Below are 20,919 nucleotides of genomic sequence, written 5' to 3' on the forward strand. Positions count from 1 at the left end.
CCGGACACCGGGGCGGTAAGTTCCTACTGCACCTGGGGAGCGCTGGCCGCACCGCCCTGCATCGCTAGGGCCAGGCACTCCTGCCCGGACAAAGCCGTGCCCCGGGCGGCATGCAGAGCAGAGGCGGACCCGGGGCTTACGTCCTTCACGGTACCACGCCAACCCACGCAGGTAACCCGTTCGGACGGAGTGACTGAGCATGAGCGCCGACGACCTGCCGGACTGGATTCGCCGAGCGTTCTCCGTCCCGCGACTGAACCCGTACCTGACGGAGAGCGGGCAGGATCCGGATGAAGCGGTGGGGCTCTACTGGTGGAACATCGAGGTATCTGCTGCCTTCTACGGACCGCTGCACTGTCTCGAAGTTGCGCTCAGGAATGCTCTACACGACCAACTCTGCCGCCGATTCGGTCGATCGGACTGGTGGGCGTCGGCGTCGGTTCCCCTGACCGATCACGGCATCCGACTGGTGACCGAAGCGACGCTCAAGTGCCGTCGCAGGGGCCTGACGCCACCCACGGCCGATGATGTCGTCGCCGAACTGAGCTTTGGATTCTGGGTTTCTCTGCTCAGCAATCACCGCGGCTCCTCCTACGACCGGTTGCTCTGGGTCCCGACGCTGCACCTGGCGTTCCCGCATTACTCTGGCCGAAGGGCTGAACTGCACGAGGCGTTCGAAACCATGCGGCTGCTGCGGAACAGGATCATGCACTACGAGCCCATCCACCACCGGGACCTGGCCGCCGACCACCGCAAGCTCTATCTCCTGTTGGGCAGGATGGATCCCACGCTGGCAAAGGAGATCCGAGGGCTGGATCGAGTCGAGACGGTCCTTATGCGACGCGTAGATTTACGTTCGCGAATAGCGCGGCCGGGCTTCTGAGGCTCGCATGGACACCCTCGGCGCAGATCTCGTTTCCCGATCTGACATCGCACGCCTCGCGGGCGTGGAACGCCCGGCCGTCACCAACTGGGAGCGTCGGTACTCCAACTTCCCGAGACCGGTCGAAACGCCTCGCGGACAACTTTTCCAACGAGACGAGGTGGTCGCCTGGCTCTCTCGGCGTCCAATACCTATGAAGTCGCTCCGGGATGACGAACTGCCGGGTAGTACATACGGCTGCCGTGTGGAACCAAGTGCGCAGCCCGGAGCGCAGAGGGAAGAGTCCGCATCCGAAGGGGATTGCCGACTGGTCAGGGAGGTCGTCGGTCTTACGGCGGACCTTCACCGATCGGCGACCCGCGATGGTGTTTTTTGGCACGTCGTCCTGGCGCTCGTATTCCTGCGCCGCTTCCGACCGGTGGTCTGGCACCATCTTCTACTCAACCAGCCGGCCCAACGAAATAATCAGTTCGCCGGCGTATTCGCAGACGCTGGCTTGTTCGAGTCGGCTAGGATTGCCGAGCGGTTGGTCGACGCGCCACCGGCGACTCTGCGCCCCTTGGGTCGCGTGATCGACCTCCTTGACAGCGTGGCCGCGGAGCCGTCTGATCTCCTCGCCGTCTTCGAGCACGCGCTCGACCAGCTCGGCGACGACCTGTCGTACGAGTTTGTCACCCCTCGATCGGCCGCTCGGCTGATTGCGGAGATGGTTGGTCCGATCACTGCTGGCTCGCGTTGTTTCGATCCGTTCTGCCGCACGGGAGAACTTCTCGTCGAGGTCAACCGTGTGGCTGGAGAGGGCGGTGCCGTACCCGTTGTCGTGAGGGGTTCGCACCCCGAACCAGCTTTCGTGGAACTGGCGGAGATGAACCTTTCCATGCATGGGGCGAGTGCCCTCGTGTCGAGGTCGGAGCCGGCTTCACCCGCGATGCCTGTCAGTGACCGGTTCGACGTCGTGGTATCGAATCCGCCTTTCGGCTCGCTGGCGGAAGCCGACGTGATGCATCGGCGGTATGGACCCTCCCGCAGGCGGGAGTTTAACTGGCTGCAAATCGTCGTCGAATCGCTCGACGAGAATGGGCGGGGCGGAGTCATAATGCCCAATGGTGCCGCCTTCACCCTCAGTCACCGGGATCGGGAAATCCGGCGAGCTCTTGTCGAGGATGGAGCGCTTACCGCAGTGGTGGCCCTGCCCACGCAGCTCTTCCGGGGGACATCGATCGGGGTGACCCTGTGGCTGGTGCAACGTCCATCCGGACAGAGCGGTGAGATGCTCTTCATCGACGCCCAGAAGCTGGGCGTCATGTCCACGCGGACCCGCCGGCAGTTGGCGCCGCAGGACATCGAGGAAGTGTCCCAGGAGTATCGACGCTGGCGGTTGGCCCTCCGGACGGACGGCACGTTTGTCCCGCGGGCCGGCTTCAGCGCGACAGCCACGGCGGCTGCCATTGCCAAACAGAACTACTCGTTGTTTCCGCCGAGCTACGTGGAGCCTGGCCCGATCGCACCGGACCGCGACTCCGAGGCGGACTTCTGGACGCTGGCGAAAGAGTTGGTTCGATTGACCGATGCTGCGCAAGAGGCAGATGCCGACGTCCGCAAGATGTTGAGGGGGTTCAGCGAAGGATGAGCCTGCTGGATGTCGTACCCCGAGGCTGGGCGGAGTCCAGTCTGGGAGATGTCGCCGATATTCGGTCCGGGCCCTCGGGAGCGGCTGTGAAGACGGACGACCGCAGCGCGGACGGCGTAGGCATGATCGCTCCAAAGGACCTACATGACGGGCGGGTCCAGCCGGGTGCTGTCAGCCGCGTCCGTGCCGATGTGGCGGCCGCTCTCGCGCCCTACACCGTCGTTCTGGACGACATCGTTGTCACCCGAACCGGCACGGTTGGCCGACTCGCATGGATTCCGTCGGCATGCAACGGGTGGCTTTTCTCCACCAGCCTGATGAGGGTACGTCCTCATCGAGTGGTGTCGCGGTATCTCGCCTACTACCTCGCGCTGCCCGAGGCGCAGGAGTGGGTACGGCGGCGAGCCCGGGGTACGGCTGTGCCGTCGATGAGCGCGGCAGTGCTCGCTGGCCTGCCGGTAGTGCTTCCGCCCCTTGAGGATCAGCAAGAGATCGCTCGTGCTCTCGCGCTGTTGGATGCGCAGGTCGAGGCACACGCCACGCTGAGTCGGTTGGCAGCGCAGACACGGAATACGCTGGCCGGAATGATGATGCGAGGTGAAAGGCCGGACCGGCTCGCGCTTCGTGGGTAGCTTTTTCACACTCTTCTGGCATGGCTGGTTATGGTCGTCGGGTGAACCGACTCGCCGACGCCACCAGCCCGTACCTGCTCCAGCACGCCGACAACCCGGTCGACTGGTGGCCCTGGTGCGACGAGGCATTCGCCGAGGCGAAGCGACGGGACGTCCCGGTGCTCATCTCGGTCGGCTACGCGGCCTGCCACTGGTGCCACGTCATGGCGCACGAGTCGTTCGAGAACGCGCAGGTCGGCGCCCTGCTGAACGACAACTTCGTGTCGATCAAGGTGGACCGTGAGGAGCGCCCCGACGTCGACGCCGTCTACATGACCGCCACCCAGGCGATGACCGGGCAGGGCGGCTGGCCGATGACTGTCTTCGCCACCCCGGACGGCACCCCGTTCTTCTGCGGCACCTACTTCCCGCGCGCCAACTTCACCCGCCTGCTCCAGTCGGTCACCACCGCCTGGAAGGACCAGCGGGACGAGGTGCTGCGCCAGGGCGCCGCCGTGGTCGAGGCGATCGGCGGCGCACAGGCCGTGGGCGGCCCCACCGCCCCGCTGGACGGCCCGCTGCTCGACGCCGCGGCCGCCAACCTCGCGAGTGAGTACGACGCGACGAACGGCGGTTTCGGGGGCGCCCCGAAGTTCCCGCCGCACATGAACCTGCTCTTCCTGCTGCGCCACCACCAGCGCACCGGCGACCCGCGCAGCCTGGAGATCGTCCGGCACACCGCCGAGGCGATGGCCCGGGGCGGCATCTACGACCAGCTGGCCGGCGGCTTCGCCCGCTACTCGGTGGACGCGCACTGGACGGTGCCGCACTTCGAGAAGATGCTCTACGACAACGCGCTGCTGCTGCGCGTCTACGCGCAGCTCTGGCGGCTGACCGGCGACCCGCTGGCCCGTCGGGTCGCCCGGGACACGGCCCGGTTCCTCGCCGACGAGCTGCACCGGCCGGGGGAGGGGTTCGCGTCCGCGCTGGACGCCGACACCGAGGGCGTCGAGGGGCTCACCTACGCCTGGACGCCGGCGCAGCTCGTCGAGGCGCTCGGCGACGAGGACGGCCGGTGGGCCGCCGACCTGTTCACGGTGACCGAGGCTGGCACGTTCGAGCACGGCATGAGCGTGCTCCGGCTCGCCCGGGACGTCGACGACGTCGCGCCCGAGATCCGGGCCCGCTGGCAGCGGGTGGTCGGGCAGTTGCTCGCGGCCCGCGACACCCGGCCCCAGCCGGCCCGCGACGACAAGGTGGTGGCCGCCTGGAACGGGCTGGCGATCACCGCGATCGCCGAGTTCCTCCAGGTCGCCGCGCTGTACGCGTCACCGCAGGACGAGGACGCCAACCTGATGGAGGGCGTCACCATCGTCGCCGACGGCGCGATGCGCGACGCCGCCGAGCACCTGGCCACCGTGCACCTGGTCAACGGCCGGCTGCGCCGGGTCTCGCGCGACGGCAGGGTCGGCGAGCCGGCCGGGGTGCTGGAGGACTACGGCTGCGTGGCCGAGGCGTTCTGCGCGCTGCACCAGCTCACCGGCGAGGGTCGCTGGCTCAGCCTGGCCGGTCAACTGCTGGACACCGCGCTGGAGCACTTCGCCGCGCCCGGGGGCGCGTACTACGACACGGCCGACGACGCGGAGCGGCTGATCGCCCGGCCGGCTGATCCGACCGACAACGCCACCCCGTCGGGTCGGTCGGCGCTGATCGCCGGCCTCGTGTCGTACGCCGCGCTGACCGGGGAGACGCACTATCGGGAGGCCGCCGAGACCGCGCTCGCCACCGTGGCGCCGATCGTCGGGCGGCACGCCCGGTTCGCCGGGTACGCGGCCATGGTCGGCGAGGCGCTGCTCTCCGGGCCGTACGAGATCGCTGTGGCGACCGACGACCCGGCCGGCGATCCGCTGGTGGCCGCGGCTCGGCGGCACGCCCCGCCCGGAGCGGTGGTGGTCGCCGGTCGCCCGGACCAGCCCGGGGTGCCGCTGCTCGCCGACCGGCCGCTGGTCGACGGACGGTCCGCCGCGTACGTCTGCCGGGGTTTCGTCTGCCAGCGACCGGTCACCTCGGTCGAGGACCTGGTCGCCGAGCTGGGTTGAGTTGTAGCGCCCGGTAGTTGCCGGCGCCGCGCACCGGGCGGTCGGCGCGGCGTTGTCGAGGTGGGTCACCGGCCCTGCGGATCGGCACGGCGGCCGCCCGGATAGGCTGGCCGCGCTATGGATTCCCGTACCGGTCTGCCTGTTGTCGGCATGGTGGGTGGCGGCCAGTTGGCCCGGATGACCCACCAGGCCGCGATCGCCCTCGGCCAGTCACTGCGTGTGCTCGCGAGCGCCCCCGACGACGGCGCGGCGCTGGTCGCCGCCGACGTCCAGTACGGCGACCACACCGATCTGGCCGCCCTGCGCACCTTCGCCAAGGGCTGTGACGTGGTCACCTTCGACCACGAGCACGTGCCCAACGAGCACATCCGCACCCTGGCGGCCGAAGGGGTGACCCTGTACCCGCCGGCGGACGCGTTGCTGCACGCCCAGGACAAGCGGGTGATGCGGGAACGCCTCACCGAGCTGGGCGCTCCCAACCCGGTGTGGCGGCCGGTCAGCGAGCCCGCCGACCTGGTCGGCTTCGGTGAGCAGGTCGGCTGGCCGGTGGTGCTCAAGGCGGCCCGGGGCGGCTACGACGGTCGGGGTGTCTGGATGGTGGACGACGCCACCCAGGCCACCGAGCTGGCGACCACGCTGCTCGCCGGAGGCACCCGGCTGATCGTCGAGGAGCGGGTGCCGCTGCGTCGCGAACTCGCCGTGCAGGTGGCCCGCTCGCCGTTCGGGCAGGTGGCCGCGTACCCGGTTGTCGAGACGGTCCAGCGCGACGGCATCAACGTCGAGGTGCTGGCCCCGGCGCCCGGCCTGGACGAGGAGTTGGCCGTCGCCGCTCAGCAGCTCGCCATCGACCTGGCCACCGCGCTCGGCGTGGTCGGCCTGCTGGCCGTGGAGCTGTTCGAGGTGCGCGACGACGCGGGCCGGCCGGCGATCGTGGTCAACGAGCTGGCCATGCGCCCGCACAACTCGGGGCACTGGACCATTGAGGGCGCCAGGACCTCGCAGTTCGAGCAGCACCTGCGGGCGGTGCTGGACTACCCGATGGGTGACACCGCGCTGACCGCGCCGGTGGTCGTGATGGCGAACGTCCTCGGCGGCGAGCCGGGCGGAATGTCGATCGACGAGCGGCTGCACCACCTCTTCGCCGCCGAGCCGGGCGCCAAGGTGCACCTCTACGGCAAGCAGGTACGCCCCGGCCGCAAGATCGGGCACGTCACGGTGCTCGGCGACGACCTGGACGACGTACGGGCGCGGGCGGCGCGGGCCGCACGCTGGCTGCGCATGGGGCATGAGTGACCGGGGCGGCCGCGAACCAAGGAGGACCCCGGTGACCACGGTCGGACTGATCATGGGTAGCGACTCGGACTGGCCCACGATGCGGGCCGCCGCCGAGGTGCTGGACGACTTCGAGGTGTCCTACGAGGTGCGGGTCATCTCGGCACACCGGACGCCGGTCGCGATGATCGACTATGGTCGCGACGCCGCCGACCGGGGGCTCAAGGTGATCATCGCCGGTGCCGGTGGCGCCGCCGCCCTGCCGGGCATGGTCGCCTCGGTGACGCCGCTGCCGGTGATCGGCGTGCCGGTGCCGTTGAAGCACCTCGACGGGATGGACTCGCTGCTGTCCATCGTGCAGATGCCGGCGGGGATTCCGGTGGCCACCGTGTCGATCGGCAACGCCCGCAACGCCGGCCTGCTGGCCGTCCGGATCCTCGGCGCCTCCGACGAGACCCTGCGCGCCCGGATGGCGACGTACCAGCGGGACCTGGAGCAGCTCATCAAGACCAAGGACGCAGCCCTCCAAGCCACCCTCCCGTAACCCCTGCGGCCAACCCGGCCGGGTGACGGTGACCGGCGCACGAACCCGGCCCACTCACCGTCCCCACCCACCCACGCCGCCGTGACCCTCCGTTTCATCTCATGCCGCGTAGCGCGGTCTGGAGGCGTTCCTGGGCGCGGCGGCGGCGTTCGTTGCTGGCCCCGAGGACGAGCAGCAGGAGCCCCACGGGGATCAGCGCCAGCCACGGACCGAGGCTGAACAGCGCGTGGATCGCGGCGATCGCGGTGACCGACGCGCCGACGATCACCGGGGCCTGCTGCCGGCTGGACGAGCCGAAGATCAGCACCGCCACCGCACCGAGCAGCAGCAGCATCTGCCGCAACGTGCTGGAATCGGTGGCCAGCACGATCGCCAGCGTCGGCAGGAACGCGGCGACCAACGCCGGCCCGTACGCCACCCAGCTGCTCAGATCCGGTCGGTGCCGTAGTTCGAGCACGCCGACCAGCAGGGCCAGCGCGGCGAACGGCAGCGTGTACGCCTCGGGCAGCGCCACGTCGGCGACGCGCATCAGGATCCACCAGGCGGTGATCTCGCAGAACACCACAGCCCAGAAGAGGATTCGGCGTTCCACCGGCCGTCGTCCGGGACGGGTCGCCGCCACGCCGAGGACCGCTCCCCAGGCGGCCAGCAGGGCGGCGATGTGCCGGGGGGAGTCGAAGGCGAGCGCCAGCGCGATCAGGGCCGCCGCGTACCCGCTCCACTGCACGGTGGCGGCCTCGCGCTGCGCCTCCGGGCGGCGCAGTCGGGGCAGGGTCGCGGCGAACACCTGCAGGACCGCTCCGACGGCGAGCACCCCGAACGCGGACCAGACCGCTGCCAGCCCGACGATCAGGCCGGCGGTGAGCACGAAGAGCTGGGCCATCAGCGAGGCGAAGAGCCAGCCGAGGATGCGCGCCCGCTGGGTGGTGCCGAACAGGGCCGCCACCACGCCCACGCCGACCGCGCCCCCGAGGGTGAACAGGGTCAGTTGCCGGTCGGCCAGGCTGCCGGCCAGGCCGGCCCCACCGGCGGCGAGGCCGATGGCGAAGACCAGCACCCGGGCCAGCCGCAGCGAACGGGCCGGCTCGACGAGGGGCGGTGGCGGGGTCAGGGCGAGGCCGAGCATGGAGATGGTGAAGACGGAGAGCGCGGCGAGCGTGCTCGCCGGCCACCCACTGCCCAGCGCGATGGGCGCGATCAGCAGCGTGACGGCAGCGCCGGGTAGCACCACCGGTACGGCACGGGACCGCCGTCCGCCGCTGAACCCGGTAGCGGCCAGGGCCGCCGTCGCGGTGAGCAGCAGCGCGGTCAGCACGTGGGTCGGGTTGACCACGTCCGCCGGCGGCGTGAGCAGCTCCGGCGGCGGACCCTGCCAGATCCGGCTCAACGTGCGGTGTGGCTCGACGAGGGCGACGACCAGGGCGGGCGCGATCGACGCGACCGCCAGGGCGGTCGGCAACGCGGCGGCCGCGAGCGCCCCGGCGGAGGGGCTGACCCGCCACCGCCGCCGGTCCGGGTCGTCCGGCAGTCGCCGCAGCGCACCGTCGAGGAGCACCGCCCAGCGGCGGACCGGCTGGGCGGAACCGGTGGGCGGCACGGTCGCCGCGCGGATCAGCTCGGCGAGGACACCGAGCAACGCGGCGGCGGCCGCGTAGACCCCGGCCGGGAGCCCGGTGGGGATGGCGGCGAGCGCGCTGATGCTGGCACCGCCGACCACGGCCACGCTGACCCAGGGCAGGTACTGCGGAACGTGCCGGCGTACCGCGGCGACGCCGGCCAGACCGAGGCTGGACGCCGCCAGCGCGGCGGTCAGCACCACCTGTGCCGAGTGCTGGAACTCGACGGCCAGCGCCGCCACCGCGCCGGGCAGCGCGAGCAGCGCGGCGCCGGCCGCCGCGCCACCGATCTGCGCCAGGTGCGGCGGCATGCCCTCGGTCTCCAGGTCGGTCACCTGCGGCCCGGCCAGGACGCGCGCCAGCGCGGCCACCACGATGCCGATCAGCGCGATGCTGCCCAGCGCCAGCGCGGTGGTCCACGGGCGAACCAGGCCGGCACCGGCCCCGTGCAGCGCGACCACCCCGGCCACGGTGGCCCGGGACAGCCCGGCCCGAGCCTCCTCGCTGGCCACCGCCGCCATCCCGTAGACGGTGGCGACCATGGCCCCGACGAGCACCGGCGACCACCAGGGCAGGTCGAACGCGGCCGGTGCGCCGATCGTGGCGAGCACCACGGCCACGCCGGACGCGTCCCACCGCCAGGGCGGCGGGAGCAGGAGGCCGGCGGCGACGGCCAACAGCACCAGCGCGATCGGCGCCTGCCAGGTCGCGCCGCCGGTCGGCGCGGCCGGCCAGCCGCTCAGGTCGCCGTCCCAGATCGGCCCGGGGGTGGCCAGCACACCGACCCCACCGCGCAGCGCCGTCCAGCCGGCGAGCACGCCGATGAGCAGGCCGCCGACGGCGATGCCGAGGATCGGGCCGCGTCGCCACTCCTCGGGCATGGCACGGGCGCCCACGGCCACCACCAGGACCAGGCCGGCGGCCACCGCCAGTTGCCCACCCGGAGCGAGGACCGCGGCGATCCGCACCATTGTGGCGATCAGGGCGGTGGTCACCGCCGCGGCGGCCAGGTCCGACCCGTCCAGGGTGAGGTCCGAGCGGCGGCCGGCGTCGATCGAAGGGGCCAGGAAGAGCAGCACCGCGGCGACCAGCAGCAGCGCACCGACCCAGGCGTCGGCGACCGTCGCACCGGGTGCGCCGAAGGCGGCGGCGGTGACGACGAGCGCGCCCAGCCCGGTGCCGACAGACAGGGGCGCCGGGATGCGCCGCTGGGACACCTGCACCATGGCGGCGTACCCGAGGGTCACACAGACGGCCAGGAAGCTCGCCGCCAGCACCGGGACGGTCGCCTCGCGGAGGCTGGCCGGGGTGGGGGTCTCGTCGACGGGCATGGTCGCGGCCACGAACGCGGCCACCGCTCCGGGCAGCGCGAAGGCCGCCCCTCCGGCGGCCCAGTCCGTGACCGTGTCGGCGGCGGCCGACGCGATCCGGACCCGGGGCGCCAGCGCGACCAGCGCGCCGGCCGCGAAGAGGGTGAGCAGGACCGCGGCGGTGAGCGCCGGACCGGACAGGCCGGCGCCCGCGCCGAACAGGCCCACCACGGCGGCGCCGGCCGCGTGGGCCAGGGCGGCCCGGGTGGTACGCGCGGAGAGGCCGATGACCCCGATGCCGATCGCGGTGACCACCATCGGCCAGGGCGCCGAGGCCCAGCCGAGCCCGAACGACGCCGGTACGGCGAGCGCAGTCAGCGCGGCCCCGGCGACCGCGAACTCGCGGCGGATCTCCGGCGGCAGGGCCAGCACCGCGGCGATGGTGAGCAGGAACGCGGCGGCGGCGAGTTGCCACGTGGTCGGGCCGACGGCGGCGGCCAGCTCGGCCGGGTACCTGTCCAGGTCGGCGCTCCACGCGGGCAGTGCCGCCCGGACCGGGGCGACCCCGGCGCGCAGTGCTCCTCCGGCGACCACCAGTCCGCTGACGGTGAGGGCGACCGCCGAGGCGATCTGCGGGCCGCGTCGGGCGGTCTCGGGGACCGCGCGTACCGCCAGCCCGGTCACCGTGATCACCGCCGCGATCAGCAGCAACGCCTGGCCGGGCAGGGCCACGGAGACGATCCGGCCGAACGCGCCGATCACGGCCAGGGTGAGGATGCCGGCCGCCACGTCCGGCAGCGGTGGGCGGCGCAGCACCAGCGCGCCGGCCAGCCCGACGGCGGCGGCCAGCAGGAGCACCAGTCCGGCACCGGTCGCCGTCGGTACGGCCTCTGCCCGCAGCAGGGCGGTGACCGCGTACGCCAGGGCGACCGCGACGGCCACCGCGTGCAGCGACCAGGTCAGCTCGCGCAGCCCGGGAACCGCGCGGGCGGGCCGGGCGTCGACGGTGCCCGCGCCCGCGTCGATCAGCTCGCCGGCCTCCTCCGGGTCGGCCTCCGGTCGCGCCTCGGCGGCACGTTGCCGGGGCGCCGCCGATCCGGTGGCCGCGTCCGGCAGGTCCTGCCGGACGGGGCGCTCCACCACGATCGGGGAGCGGGCCAGCCAGAGGTCGAGGAGGGCCACCAGGGTCAGCACCAGCGCCCAGCCGCCCGGCCCGGTGATCCGGTCGTACGCGAGCAGCGGCAGCACCGGCTGCGCGGCGACCACTGTCGCGAAGCGGGGCGCGCGCAGCCCGGTCCAGGCGGCGTACCCGACGGACACGGCGGCGGTGGCCGCGAAGATCAGCCCGGCGAAGACGGCGCCGGAGGTGACGCCGTCGCCGATCCGGTCCACCGCCCACAGCGCGTACCCGGCCAGCGGCACGAGCAGCAGACCCACCGCGGAGATCGTCTCCGCGGTGGAGGTGAGCCCGCGCCGGGCCAGCGCCGGCGGTGCGAGCAGCATCAACACCGTGGCGACCAGCAGGACGCCGAGGCGGGCCAGCGCGTCCATCGAACTCGTCGCCACCGCGGCGAAGACCACCGCGGCCACGGCGAGCAGCAGCGCGCCCAGCCCGAGCGGGATGTTCTGCACCTCCCGCGAGGACGCCTCCGGCGGGTGCTCGGGGTCGTCGGCGTCCAGCCAGGACGCCCGGGGCGGGGGCGGCGGCGGATCGTCCGGAACGTGCGGCGTGCCCTGGCGCGGAACCCGGGGCGGCGGCGCGCCGGTGGTGGCCGTCGGCGGGCGGCGACCGGGGCGGCGGCGCAGCACCCGGCGGGGCCGGGTGGCCTGCTTGATCCGCTCCTCACCGGCGTGGGCGAGGATGTCCCGTTGAAAGAGCGCGGCCTGCATCTTGGCGGCGATCTGCCGCTGTTCGCTGGCGATGGCGGCGTCGCGTGCCTTCATCTCCGCGATCGAGCGCTCGATGTCCGCCAGATGTTCGACCCACTGGGGCTGGTCGGCCCCGCAGTGCGGGCAGCGCACGGCCGGCTTGATCTCCCGACCGCACGAGGAGCATTGAAAGGTCGCCACGACACCCCTCCACCCGCACTGTGGACTCCCACTGTCGCAGCATGCCCAAAGCTGGCGCGGATTTCGACACTTGTCGGCGGGTCCGGGGCAAACAACATCACCGGCCGGCCGCGCAGAGTGCTTCGCGACCGGCCGGTGAGTGGCGAACCGTCAGGGGCGGCCCATGCCCCGGTACTCCCAGCCGGCCTGGGTCCACAGTGCCGAGTCGAGACAGTTGCGCCCGTCGACGACCTTGCGACCGCCGACCAGCTCGCCCAGGGCGACCGGGTCGGCGTTGCGGAAGTCCGCCCACTCGGTGAGGACGCAGACCAGGTCGGCGCCGGCGACCGCCTCGTTGATGCCGGCCTCGTAGGTCAGCTCGGGCACCGCGCGGCGGGCGTTCTCGGTGCCCTGCGGGTCGTACACGTGCACGTCGGCGCCGGCCTTCTGCAGGAGCGCGGCGACGGCGAGCGCCGGGGCGTCGCGGACGTCGTCGGTGTTGGGCTTGAAGGTCGCGCCCAGCACGGCGATCCGGGTGCCGGAGAAGTCCGGGCCGGCCGGCCCGGAGCGGCGGCCGAGCAGGTCCGCCGCGAGCTGGAGCACGCGGGTCCGGCGGCGCAGATTGATCAGGTCGACCTCGTGCAGGAAGCGCAGCGCCTCACCGGCCCCCAGCTCCTGCGCGCGGGCCTGGAAGGCGCGGATGTCCTTCGGCAGGCAGGCGCCACCGAAGCCGAGGCCGGCCTGGAGGAACCGGTTGCCGATCCGGGGGTCGTACCCGATCGCGCGGGCCAGCTGGGTGACGTCGCCGCCGCTGGCCTCGCAGACCTCGGCCATGGCGTTGATGAAGGAGATCTTCGTGGCCAGGAACGCGTTCGCCGCGACCTTGACCAGCTCGGCCGTCGCGAAGTCGGTGACCACCAGGGGCACCTCGCGGTCCTCGGTGGCGGCCAGGTCGAAGACGCCCTTGTGCGCGGCGTAGAGCATGCCGTTGGCCCACTCGCTCTTCACGCCGACCACGATCCGGTTGGGGCGCAGCACGTCGTCGACGGCGAAGCCCTCCTGGAGGAACTCGGGGCTCCACGCCACCTCGACGCCCAGGTCGCCGGGGGTGTGCTTACCGACCAGCTGCTCGACCCAGTCGGCGGTGCCCACCGGCACGGTGGACTTGCCGACGATCAGCGCCTTGCGGGTCAGGTGCTGCGCGAGGCTGGTCACCGACGCCTCGACGTACGACAGGTCGGCGCCCATCCCGTCGGCCCGCTGCGGGGTGCCGACGCAGATGAAGTGCACGTCGCCGAACTCGGCGGTCTCGGCGATGTCGGTCGAGAACCGCAGCCGACCGGCGGCCAGGTTGCGCTTGAGCAGCTCGTCCAGGCCGGGCTCGTGGATCGGCACCTCGCCGGCGTTCAACATCGCGATCTTGTCCGCGTCGACGTCGAACCCGAGCACCTCGTACCCGAGTTCCGCGTAGCAGATGGCGTACGTCGCACCGAGGTAGCCGGTCCCCAGGAATGTCACCCGCGGCCGAGGCGCGCCCGAAGGCGGCGTCACCGCGGCGATGGCGGGGGTCGGCTGGATGGTGGGGTAGGGGATCGTCACGCCTGTCTTCTCCGCTCGCACTGGCGGCGCGTCGTCGCGTCGCATTCTGCTGCGGCGCCTGGCCGGGCACCGGAGGGGTGGCTCAACTGTCTGCCTTCCATCATCGCCCAGCGGCGCGGGTGCTCCGTCATGCCCATACCTACGCGCCGGTAACATCACCTGAACTGCAGTCGCTATCCTTCAGTCTGCGCGGTCGGCGGTCAGGGGAGGCCACAGACTGCGCATGATAGCGGTGAAGGGGAGGGGCCGACATGGCCGCAGGGGAGTCGTTCGACGTCTACCGGTTGCCCGAGGAGCATGAGGCGATCCGGCAGGCGGTCCGTGAGGTCTGTGCCGCCAAGGTGGCTCCGCACGCCGCCGAGGCCGACGAGACCGGGGAGTTCCCGAAGGCGTCCTACGACGCGCTGCGGGCAGCCGATTTCCACGCGCCGCACATCCCCGAGGAGTACGGCGGCGCGGGCGCGGACGCGCTGGCCACCGCCATCGTGATCGAGGAGGTGGCGCGCGCCTGCGCGTCCTCGTCGCTGATCCCGGCGGTGAACAAGCTCGGCACGATGCCGCTGCTGCTGTCCGGTTCCGAGGAGCTCAAGCGCCGCTACCTGACCCCGGTCGCGGCGGGCGACGCCATGTTCTCGTACTGCCTCTCCGAGCCGGAGGCGGGCAGCGACGCGGCGTCGATGACGACCCGGGCGGTGCGTGACGGGGATCACTGGGTGCTCAACGGCGTGAAGCGGTGGATCACCAACGCCGGCGTCTCCGAGTTCTACACCGTCTTCGCCGTCACCGACCCCGCCGCCCGCTCCCGGGGCATCTCGGCCTTCGTGGTCGAGAAGTCCGACGCCGGGGTGAGCTTCGGCGCTCCGGAGAAGAAGCTCGGCATCAAGGGCTCGCCGACCCGCGAGGTCTACCTGGACAACGTGCGAATCCCCGCCGAACGGATGATCGGCGCGGAGGGCACCGGCTTCGCCACCGCCATGAAGACCCTGGACCACACCCGGGTCACCATCGCCGCGCAGGCCGTCGGGATCGCGCAGGGCGCGCTCGACTACGCCAAGGGGTACGTGGCCGAGCGCCGCCAGTTCGGCAAGGCGGTCGCCGAGTTCCAGGGCATCCAGTTCATGCTCGCCGACATGGGCATGAAGCTGGAGGCGGCGCGGCAGCTCACGTACGCCGCCGCCGGCAAGTCCGAGCGGGGCGACGCCGACCTGACCTACTTCGGCGCGGCGGCCAAGTGCTTCGCCTCCGACGCCGCCATGGAGATCACCACCGACGCGGTGCAGCTGCTCGGCGGCTACGGCTACACCCGCGACTACCCGGTCGAGCGGATGATGCGCGACGCCAAGATCACCCAGATCTACGAGGGCACCAACCAGGTGCAGCGCATCGTCATGGCCCGGCAGTTGCTGGCCGGCGTCGTCTGACCGCCGCCTGATCGACCCCGACAGCCCCACCGCCCGCCGGCGGTGGGGCTGTCGTCGTCTGCGTGAGCCCCCACACAGTGGCGATGTCACAGGGGTCTGCGACGTTGTCGCCAAGTGAGAATCACCGAACACGATCCCCCACCGCTCGCCCCACGACGCACGACCCTCCGCAGAGAGATCGAGATGATGAAGCAGCTGGTGGAGAAGACCGCCCCCGAGCAGGATGTGCTGCCCGGCGACCTGATGACCAACCGCCAGCGGGCGCGGCTCGTGCTGGTGCTCGGCGCGTTGATCGCGATCGGCCCCCTGACCATCGACATGTACCTGCCGGCGCTGCCCGCCATCACGGCCGGCCTGCAGACCACCGAGACGGCCGTGCAGTTGACGCTGACCGGCACGCTGCTCGGCCTCGCGCTGGGCCAGTTGCTGATCGGGCCGCTCTCCGACGTGGTCGGGCGGCGTCTGCCGCTGCTCGCCGGGCTCGCCGTGCACATCGTGGCCTCCGTGCTGTGCGTCTTCGCGCCCAACATCGCCGTGCTCGGCGTGCTGCGCGTCCTGCAGGGCCTCGGCGTGGCGGCCGCCACCGTGGTCGCCACGGCCGTCGTCCGCGACCTGTTCAGCGGCGCCTCGTTCGCGCGGATCTTCTCCCGGTTGATGCTGGTCATGGGGCTGGCGCCGATCCTCGCGCCGACGCTGGGCAGCGGGCTGCTGCGCTGGACCGAGTGGCGGGGCGTCTTCGCGGCGCTGGCCGTGCTGGGCGCGTTGCTGATCGTCATCGCGGCGTTGCAGCTTCCGGAGACCCTCGCGGTGGCACGCCGCCGGCACGGCGGAGTGGCGGCGACCCTGCGCGACTACCGGGGGCTGCTCAACGACCGGGCCTTCGTCGGTCTGGTGCTGGTCGCCGGGCTGGCCATGGCGTCGCTGTTCGCGTACGTCTCCGGGTCGTCCTTCGTGCTCCAGCGGGAGTACGGCCTCGACGAGCAGCAGTTCGGCCTGGCCTTCGGGGCCGGTGCCGTCGGCCTGATCGGCGCCACCCAGTTCAACATCCGGCTGCTGCGGCGCTACACCCCGCAGCAGATCCTCATCAGCGCGCTGATCGCCGGAACGGCCGCCGGGCTGCTGCTGGTCGTGTTCGCCGCCACCGGCGTCGGTGGCCTTGGCACCCTGCTCGCGTCGCTGTGGCTCGTGCTGGCCGCGGCGGGCCTGGCCCTGCCGAACGCTCCGGCGCTGGCCATGAGCCGGCACAGCGAGGCCGCCGGCACAGCCGCGGCGCTGCTCGGGGCCGTGCAGTTCGGCGTCGGCGCGTTGTCGGCGCCCCTGGCCGGCCTGTTCGGCACGGGGAGCGTACCGATGGCGGTCGTCATCGCGGGCGGCATGGCGGCGGCGCTGGCGGTCATGGTCCTGGTCGTGCCCCGCGCCACCCTCGGCGCGGTCGACCCGGACCTGGCCGTCGCCGTGCACTAGCGCGACTCGCGCCCCTCGCGCAGCGGGTCTGGTCGGGCGGGCCGGGCCTGCCGGCCCGCCCGACGATCAACGGATCTCGGTGGTGTCCTCGGGGCGCGACTGGCCGCGCGGCGGGGCGGACCACGGCGATTCGCCGCCCACCCGGCGGGGCAGCGGCTCGGTCGGCGTCGGATCGGCCGGGTAACCCAGGGTCAGCGGGGCGGTGTCGCGCTCCGCGGGCTCGGGCGACGGCCAGTCGGTGAGGGTGAAGTCGTCGCCGCGCGGGCCGTCGGCCGGCGCCGGCGTCAGGGCCGGCGCGGTGGCGGCCTGCGGCCACTGCCGCCAGCGTTGACCGCTGAACGTCGCCATGAGCAGCAGCAGGCCGATCAGGAAGAGCGTGCCGTTCTGCACCGGCAGCGCCAGCGGCAGCGGGTCACCGAACACCTTCCACCCCTGCGGGATCGCGTCGCGCACCTCGAACGGCGCCACGAACATCCCGACGTACGGGGTGACCAGCAGCAGCCCGGCCACCAGCGGGCCCGCCGGTGAGAAGCGCAGTGTGCCGAGCAGCCCGAGCAGGACACCGCCGACACCGAGGTACACGGCCGGCTCGATCAGGTTGGCGGTGTTGAAGGTGCCGATCTCCACCCAGCGGTCGACCGTCCGGCTCGACCCGTCCTGCCCGAGTGTGACAAGCGCCCACGTGATGGGTGCCACCACCAACCCGGCGAGGAAGCTCCAGAGATGTCGCATCCGCGCACCGTACCGTTTCCGGCATGACCGAGCACCTCTCCGCCGCTCCGACCGGCAAGCCGACGTCGTACTCGCGCGTCACCCTCAGCAAGATCATGACTGCGGTGGACGTGAACCTCTACGGAACCGTCCACGGCGGGGTCCTGATGAAGTTCGTCGACGACGTGGCGGGCGCCGCCGCCGCCCGGCACAGCGGCGGAACGGCGGTCACCGCGGCGATCGACGAGATCGTCTTCTCCGAGGCCGTGCGGGTCGGTGACCTGGTGCACGCGCACGCCCAGGTGAACTGGACCGGGCAGACGTCGATGGAGGTGGGCGTGCGGGTGGTCGCCGAGCGGTGGGACTCGGCCGAGGACGCGCCGGTGCGGGTGGCCACGGCGTACCTGGTCTTCGTCGGGGTGGACGTCGGCGGTGCGCCGCGCATGGTCCGTCCGGTGCTGCCGGAGACGCCGGAGGACGAGCGCCGGTACCGGGAGGCCGAGATCCGGCGTGCACACCGCCTGGCCCGCCGCCGGGCCATCCAGGCGCACCGGGCGGGCTGAACCACATGGGTGGGTGGGCTGGAGTGTGGGCCGGGCACGCGTCGATCGGCGTACCCGGTGCGCAGAATGGCGCTTCGAGGTAGGGCAAGATGGCGCCACGGCCCATTCACAGTGTCGTGCGGGGCCAGGGGAGGGTGGAGCAGTGGGTGACGTGCTGTGGACGCCGCCGGCGGACGTGCTGGAGCGGTCCCGGATCGGCGACTACCTGCGCTGGCTGCGGGAGCACCGCGGGCTGGACTTCGCCGACTACGACGCGCTGTGGCGGTGGTCGGTCACCGACCTGGACGCGTTCTGGCGCTCGATCTGGGACCACTTCGAGGTGATCGCGCACACCCCGCCGACCGCCACCCTGGCCGAGCGGGGGATGCCCGGGGCCCGCTGGTTCCCGGGCGCCACCCTCAACTACGCCGAGAACGTGCTGCGGATGCCGGGCCGCGCCGACGACGACCCCGTGGTCATCGCGCACGGCCAGACCCGGGGGCCGGTCACCCTCACCGCCGGGGAGCTGCGCGAGCAGGTCCGCCGGGTGTCTGCCGGTCTGCGCCGCCTCGGCGTCACCGCCGGGGACCGGGTGGCGGCGTACGCCCCCAACATTCCCGAGACGTACGTCCTGCTGCTGGCCACCGCCAGCCTGGGGGCCATCTTCTCGTCCTGCGCGCCGGAGTTCGGCACGCGCAGCGTCACCGACCGGTGGCAGCAGATCGAGCCGACCGTGCTGGTCGCCGTGGACGGCTACCGCTACGGCGACAAGCCGGTGGACCGCCGCGCCGAGGTCGCCGCGATCCGGGCGGCCCTGCCGTCGCTGCGCCACACCGTGAGCATCGGCTACCTCGACCCGACGGGCTCCGCGCCCGAGGGCGCGCTGAGCTGGGCGGAGCTGGCCGCGCCCACCGACGAGCCGTCGACGTTCACGCCGGTGCCGTTCGACCACCCGCTGTACGTGCTCTACTCCTCGGGCACCACCGGCCTGCCGAAGCCGATCGTGCACGGCCACGGCGGCATCCTGCTGGAACACCTGAAGATGCTCGCCCTGCACCACGACCTCGGCCCGGCCGACCGCTTCTTCTGGTTCACCACCACCGGCTGGATGATGTGGAACTTCCTGGTCTCCGGGCCGGCGGTGGGCGCGGCCATCGTGCTGTTCGACGGCAACCCGGGGGTCCGGGCGGAGCCCGGCCAGCCGGCCGAGCCCGACCTCGGCGCGCTGTGGCGGCTGGCGGCCGAGACCAACACCACGTACTTCGGCACCTCGGCGCCGTTCCTGCTGGCCTGCCGCAAGGCCGGCCTGGTGCCCCGCGAGGTCGCCGACCTGTCCGCGCTGCGCGGTGTCGGTTCCACCGGTGCGCCGCTGCCCGCCGAGGGCTTCAAATGGGTGTACGAGACCGTCGGCGACCAGGTGCAGCTCCAGTCGCTGTCGGGCGGCACCGACGTGTGCACGGGCTTCGTCGGCGGGGTGCCGCTGCTGCCGGTGTACGCCGGTGAGATCGCCTGCCGCGCGCTGGGCGCCAAGGTGGAGGCCCGCTCGGCCGACGGCACCCCGGTGATCGGCGAGCTGGGCGAGCTGGTGATCACCGAGCCGATGCCGAGCATGCCGGTGGGCTTCTGGAACGACCCGGACGGCACCCGTTACGCCGAGGCGTACTTCTCCGTCTACCCGGGCGTCTGGCGGCACGGTGACTGGATCACCATCAACTCCCGGGGCGGCTGCGTGATCACCGGGCGCTCCGACGCCACCCTCAACCGTGGCGGGGTGCGGCTCGGCACCGCCGAGTTCTACTCGGTGGTCGAGGGCCTCGACGAGGTCGTCGACTCGGTGGTGGTGCACCTGGAGGACGACGAGGGCGGCGCCGGTGAGCTGCTGCTCTTCGTGGTGCTGGCCGACGGGCTGACGCTGGACGACGCGCTGCGAAAGAAGATCTGCCGCGAGCTGCGGACCGCCCTCTCACCCCGGCACGTGCCCGACGAGATCCACCAGGTACGCGCCGTGCCCCGCACCCTCTCGGCGAAGAAGCTGGAGGTGCCGGTCAAGAAGATCCTCACCGGCACCCCGGTCGACCAGGCCGCGGCCAAGGGCGCACTGGTGAACCCGGAGTCGCTTACCGCGTTCGCCGCCCTGGCCCAACGCCGCCCTGCGAACAGGACGCCCGCCTGACAGTTGGCCGCGTGGCGACTCGTCTCCGCCCCGTCGGAGCGCATGGTGGTGACTGGGGTGTGCCCCGGCATACGCGTCCTTTGCTCTGCTTACGCGGACGCAACAGTCCGGGCCGCTTTCTGTTGCGCCGGTTGAAGCAGAGCAAAGGACGGGCGCGTACCCACCGGCCCTTGGCCGTGCCGGGCGCCCACCACGGGGATCCCCGTGGTGCCGCGCTGCCGCGCCACCGGGGCGCCGGCGGGTGGGTCACGGGAGAGCGTGCGTGACCTTCTCCGTGGTCAGGCGGGTGGGGAGGTTGGCCGGGGCCAGGTTGGCGCACAGGACGACTGTGGCGGCCCGGGTCAGCGGGGCCAGGAGCCAGTCGACCGGATCCGGGTAGCGGCTGGCGTCGACCAGGACACGTGCCCCACGCTCGATGCCCAGCTCGTCGGCGCGGGCCTCGGCGCGGGCCAGCAGGTGCGCGTCGGCGGGGCCGGGACCGGACTGCGGGGTGAAGTGGTCGCCGTGCCCGCGTATCTCGACCACGTAGTCGGCGAAGCCGGGCGGCACCTGCCGCAGCGGGACGGCGAGCGGGGCGAGGCCCAGGACGTACCGCTCGTCGGCGGGCCAGGACTGTGCTTCGTCGAGCCGGTCGGCGGCGGCGAAGAGAACGTCCACCGCGCCCGGGGTGTCGGCGACGGTCACCTTGGCAGCCCAGCAGCCCAGCAGGACGGCGGCGGTCTGCCAGTGCGGGGGGAGCAGCACGCCGGCCGCTGTGCCCGGCGCGAGGCCGACCTCGTCGACGAGGAGGTTGGCGGTCTTCGACACCCAGTTCGCCAGGGTCGCGCCGGAGAGTTCGGTGCGGTCGCCGGTGGAGTCGTCGTACCAGGTCAGCAGCGGTCGGGTCGGGTCGGTCGCGATCGCGTCGGCGAACACCCGGGCAATGTTGTCGGCCATCGGCGCGAACGATACGCCTCCGCCGCCCGTACTCGATGACGATGACAAGTCGGCGTACC

At 72.4% G+C, this 20,919-nt stretch carries 14 protein-coding genes; 10 read left to right on the forward strand and 4 right to left on the reverse strand.

Annotation, left to right across the window (positions count from 1 at the left end; all coding sequences use genetic code 11):
• Nucleotides 1-199: 199 nt before the first annotated feature.
• The 6 genes from ABZU53_RS00645 to purE all read left to right on the forward strand — a co-directional run bounded on the left by ABZU53_RS00645 (nt 200) and on the right by purE (nt 7,039).
• Nucleotides 200-883, forward strand: coding sequence for a hypothetical protein (locus tag ABZU53_RS00645; RefSeq protein WP_355062997.1), 684 nt, complete (start codon nt 200-202; stop codon nt 881-883).
• 568 nt (nt 884-1,451) lie between these two features.
• Nucleotides 1,452-2,513, forward strand: coding sequence for an N-6 DNA methylase (locus tag ABZU53_RS00650; RefSeq protein WP_355062999.1), 1,062 nt, complete (start codon nt 1,452-1,454; stop codon nt 2,511-2,513).
• Nucleotides 2,510-3,145 (forward strand): restriction endonuclease subunit S, encoded by a 636-nt coding sequence (locus ABZU53_RS00655; RefSeq protein WP_354854210.1) that lies wholly within the window; start codon nt 2,510-2,512, stop codon nt 3,143-3,145. Before ABZU53_RS00650 ends, ABZU53_RS00655 begins: the two co-directional genes overlap by 4 nt.
• A 41-nt stretch (nt 3,146-3,186) precedes the next feature.
• On the forward strand, nt 3,187-5,223 hold the full coding sequence (locus tag ABZU53_RS00660) for a thioredoxin domain-containing protein (RefSeq protein WP_355063001.1): 2,037 nt from the start codon (nt 3,187-3,189) through the stop codon (nt 5,221-5,223).
• Between the two features lie 117 nt (nt 5,224-5,340).
• Complete coding sequence (locus ABZU53_RS00665) at nt 5,341-6,516, forward strand: 5-(carboxyamino)imidazole ribonucleotide synthase (protein ID WP_354854214.1); 1,176 nt, start codon at nt 5,341-5,343, stop codon at nt 6,514-6,516.
• Nucleotides 6,517-6,547: 31 nt separating this feature from the next.
• Complete coding sequence (purE, locus tag ABZU53_RS00670) at nt 6,548-7,039, forward strand: 5-(carboxyamino)imidazole ribonucleotide mutase (RefSeq protein ID WP_355063003.1); 492 nt, start codon at nt 6,548-6,550, stop codon at nt 7,037-7,039.
• Between the two features lie 94 nt (nt 7,040-7,133).
• Here purE and ABZU53_RS00675 read toward each other — a convergent pair whose 3' ends face one another.
• Complete coding sequence (locus ABZU53_RS00675; protein ID WP_355063005.1) at nt 7,134-12,035, reverse strand: permease; 4,902 nt, start codon at nt 12,033-12,035, stop codon at nt 7,134-7,136.
• A 150-nt stretch (nt 12,036-12,185) separates the two neighbouring features.
• Entirely contained in the window at nt 12,186-13,613 is a 1,428-nt protein-coding gene (locus ABZU53_RS00680) for a UDP-glucose/GDP-mannose dehydrogenase family protein (RefSeq protein ID WP_354854219.1), read from the reverse strand.
• Between the two features lie 251 nt (nt 13,614-13,864).
• Here ABZU53_RS00680 and ABZU53_RS00685 point away from each other — a divergent pair, with 251 nt between their 5' ends.
• Together ABZU53_RS00685 and ABZU53_RS00690 are read left to right on the forward strand one after the other, a co-directional pair.
• The gene (locus tag ABZU53_RS00685; RefSeq protein WP_355063007.1) at nt 13,865-15,034 is read left to right on the forward strand and encodes an acyl-CoA dehydrogenase family protein; all 1,170 of its coding nucleotides are present in this window, start codon (nt 13,865-13,867) and stop codon (nt 15,032-15,034) included.
• Between the two features lie 183 nt (nt 15,035-15,217).
• Nucleotides 15,218-16,498, forward strand: a complete 1,281-nt coding sequence (locus tag ABZU53_RS00690) for a Bcr/CflA family efflux MFS transporter (RefSeq protein ID WP_355063009.1) — start codon at nt 15,218-15,220, stop codon at nt 16,496-16,498.
• 66 nt (nt 16,499-16,564) lie between these two features.
• Here ABZU53_RS00690 and ABZU53_RS00695 read toward each other — a convergent pair whose 3' ends face one another.
• Nucleotides 16,565-17,230 (reverse strand): hypothetical protein, encoded by a 666-nt coding sequence (locus ABZU53_RS00695; protein ID WP_355063011.1) that lies wholly within the window; start codon nt 17,228-17,230, stop codon nt 16,565-16,567.
• 23 nt (nt 17,231-17,253) lie between these two features.
• On the opposite strand from ABZU53_RS00695, the gene ABZU53_RS00700 reads away from it, so the two are divergent.
• Both ABZU53_RS00700 and ABZU53_RS00705 read left to right on the forward strand, forming a co-directional pair.
• A complete protein-coding gene (locus ABZU53_RS00700; protein ID WP_328423667.1) occupies nt 17,254-17,772 on the forward strand; it encodes a hotdog domain-containing protein in 519 nt (172 codons plus the stop codon).
• A gap of 142 nt (nt 17,773-17,914) precedes the next feature.
• Nucleotides 17,915-19,924, forward strand: a complete 2,010-nt coding sequence (locus tag ABZU53_RS00705; RefSeq protein WP_355063013.1) for an acetoacetate--CoA ligase — start codon at nt 17,915-17,917, stop codon at nt 19,922-19,924.
• Nucleotides 19,925-20,170: 246 nt separating this feature from the next.
• On the opposite strand, the gene ABZU53_RS00710 is transcribed toward ABZU53_RS00705, so the two are convergent.
• On the reverse strand, nt 20,171-20,860 hold the full coding sequence (locus tag ABZU53_RS00710; RefSeq protein WP_355063015.1) for a TIGR03089 family protein: 690 nt from the start codon (nt 20,858-20,860) through the stop codon (nt 20,171-20,173).
• Nucleotides 20,861-20,919: the final 59 nt, after the last annotated feature.

The organism is Micromonospora sp. NPDC005194 (genome assembly GCF_040608335.1).
In the GTDB taxonomy this organism is placed as follows: domain Bacteria; phylum Actinomycetota; class Actinomycetes; order Mycobacteriales; family Micromonosporaceae; genus Micromonospora.

Coding starts and splice junctions, on each gene's coding strand:
- ABZU53_RS00645 (WP_355062997.1), top strand. CDS start 200: ATGAGCGCCGACGACCTGCCGGACTGGATTCGCCGAGCGTTCTCCGTC.
- ABZU53_RS00655 (WP_354854210.1), top strand. CDS start 2,510: ATGAGCCTGCTGGATGTCGTACCCCGAGGCTGGGCGGAGTCCAGTCTG.
- ABZU53_RS00665 (WP_354854214.1), top strand. CDS start 5,341: ATGGATTCCCGTACCGGTCTGCCTGTTGTCGGCATGGTGGGTGGCGGC.
- ABZU53_RS00685 (WP_355063007.1), top strand. CDS start 13,865: ATGGCCGCAGGGGAGTCGTTCGACGTCTACCGGTTGCCCGAGGAGCAT.
- ABZU53_RS00690 (WP_355063009.1), top strand. CDS start 15,218: ATGATGAAGCAGCTGGTGGAGAAGACCGCCCCCGAGCAGGATGTGCTG.
- ABZU53_RS00695 (WP_355063011.1), bottom strand. CDS start 17,230: ATGCGACATCTCTGGAGCTTCCTCGCCGGGTTGGTGGTGGCACCCATC.
- ABZU53_RS00700 (WP_328423667.1), top strand. CDS start 17,254: ATGACCGAGCACCTCTCCGCCGCTCCGACCGGCAAGCCGACGTCGTAC.
- ABZU53_RS00710 (WP_355063015.1), bottom strand. CDS start 20,860: ATGGCCGACAACATTGCCCGGGTGTTCGCCGACGCGATCGCGACCGAC.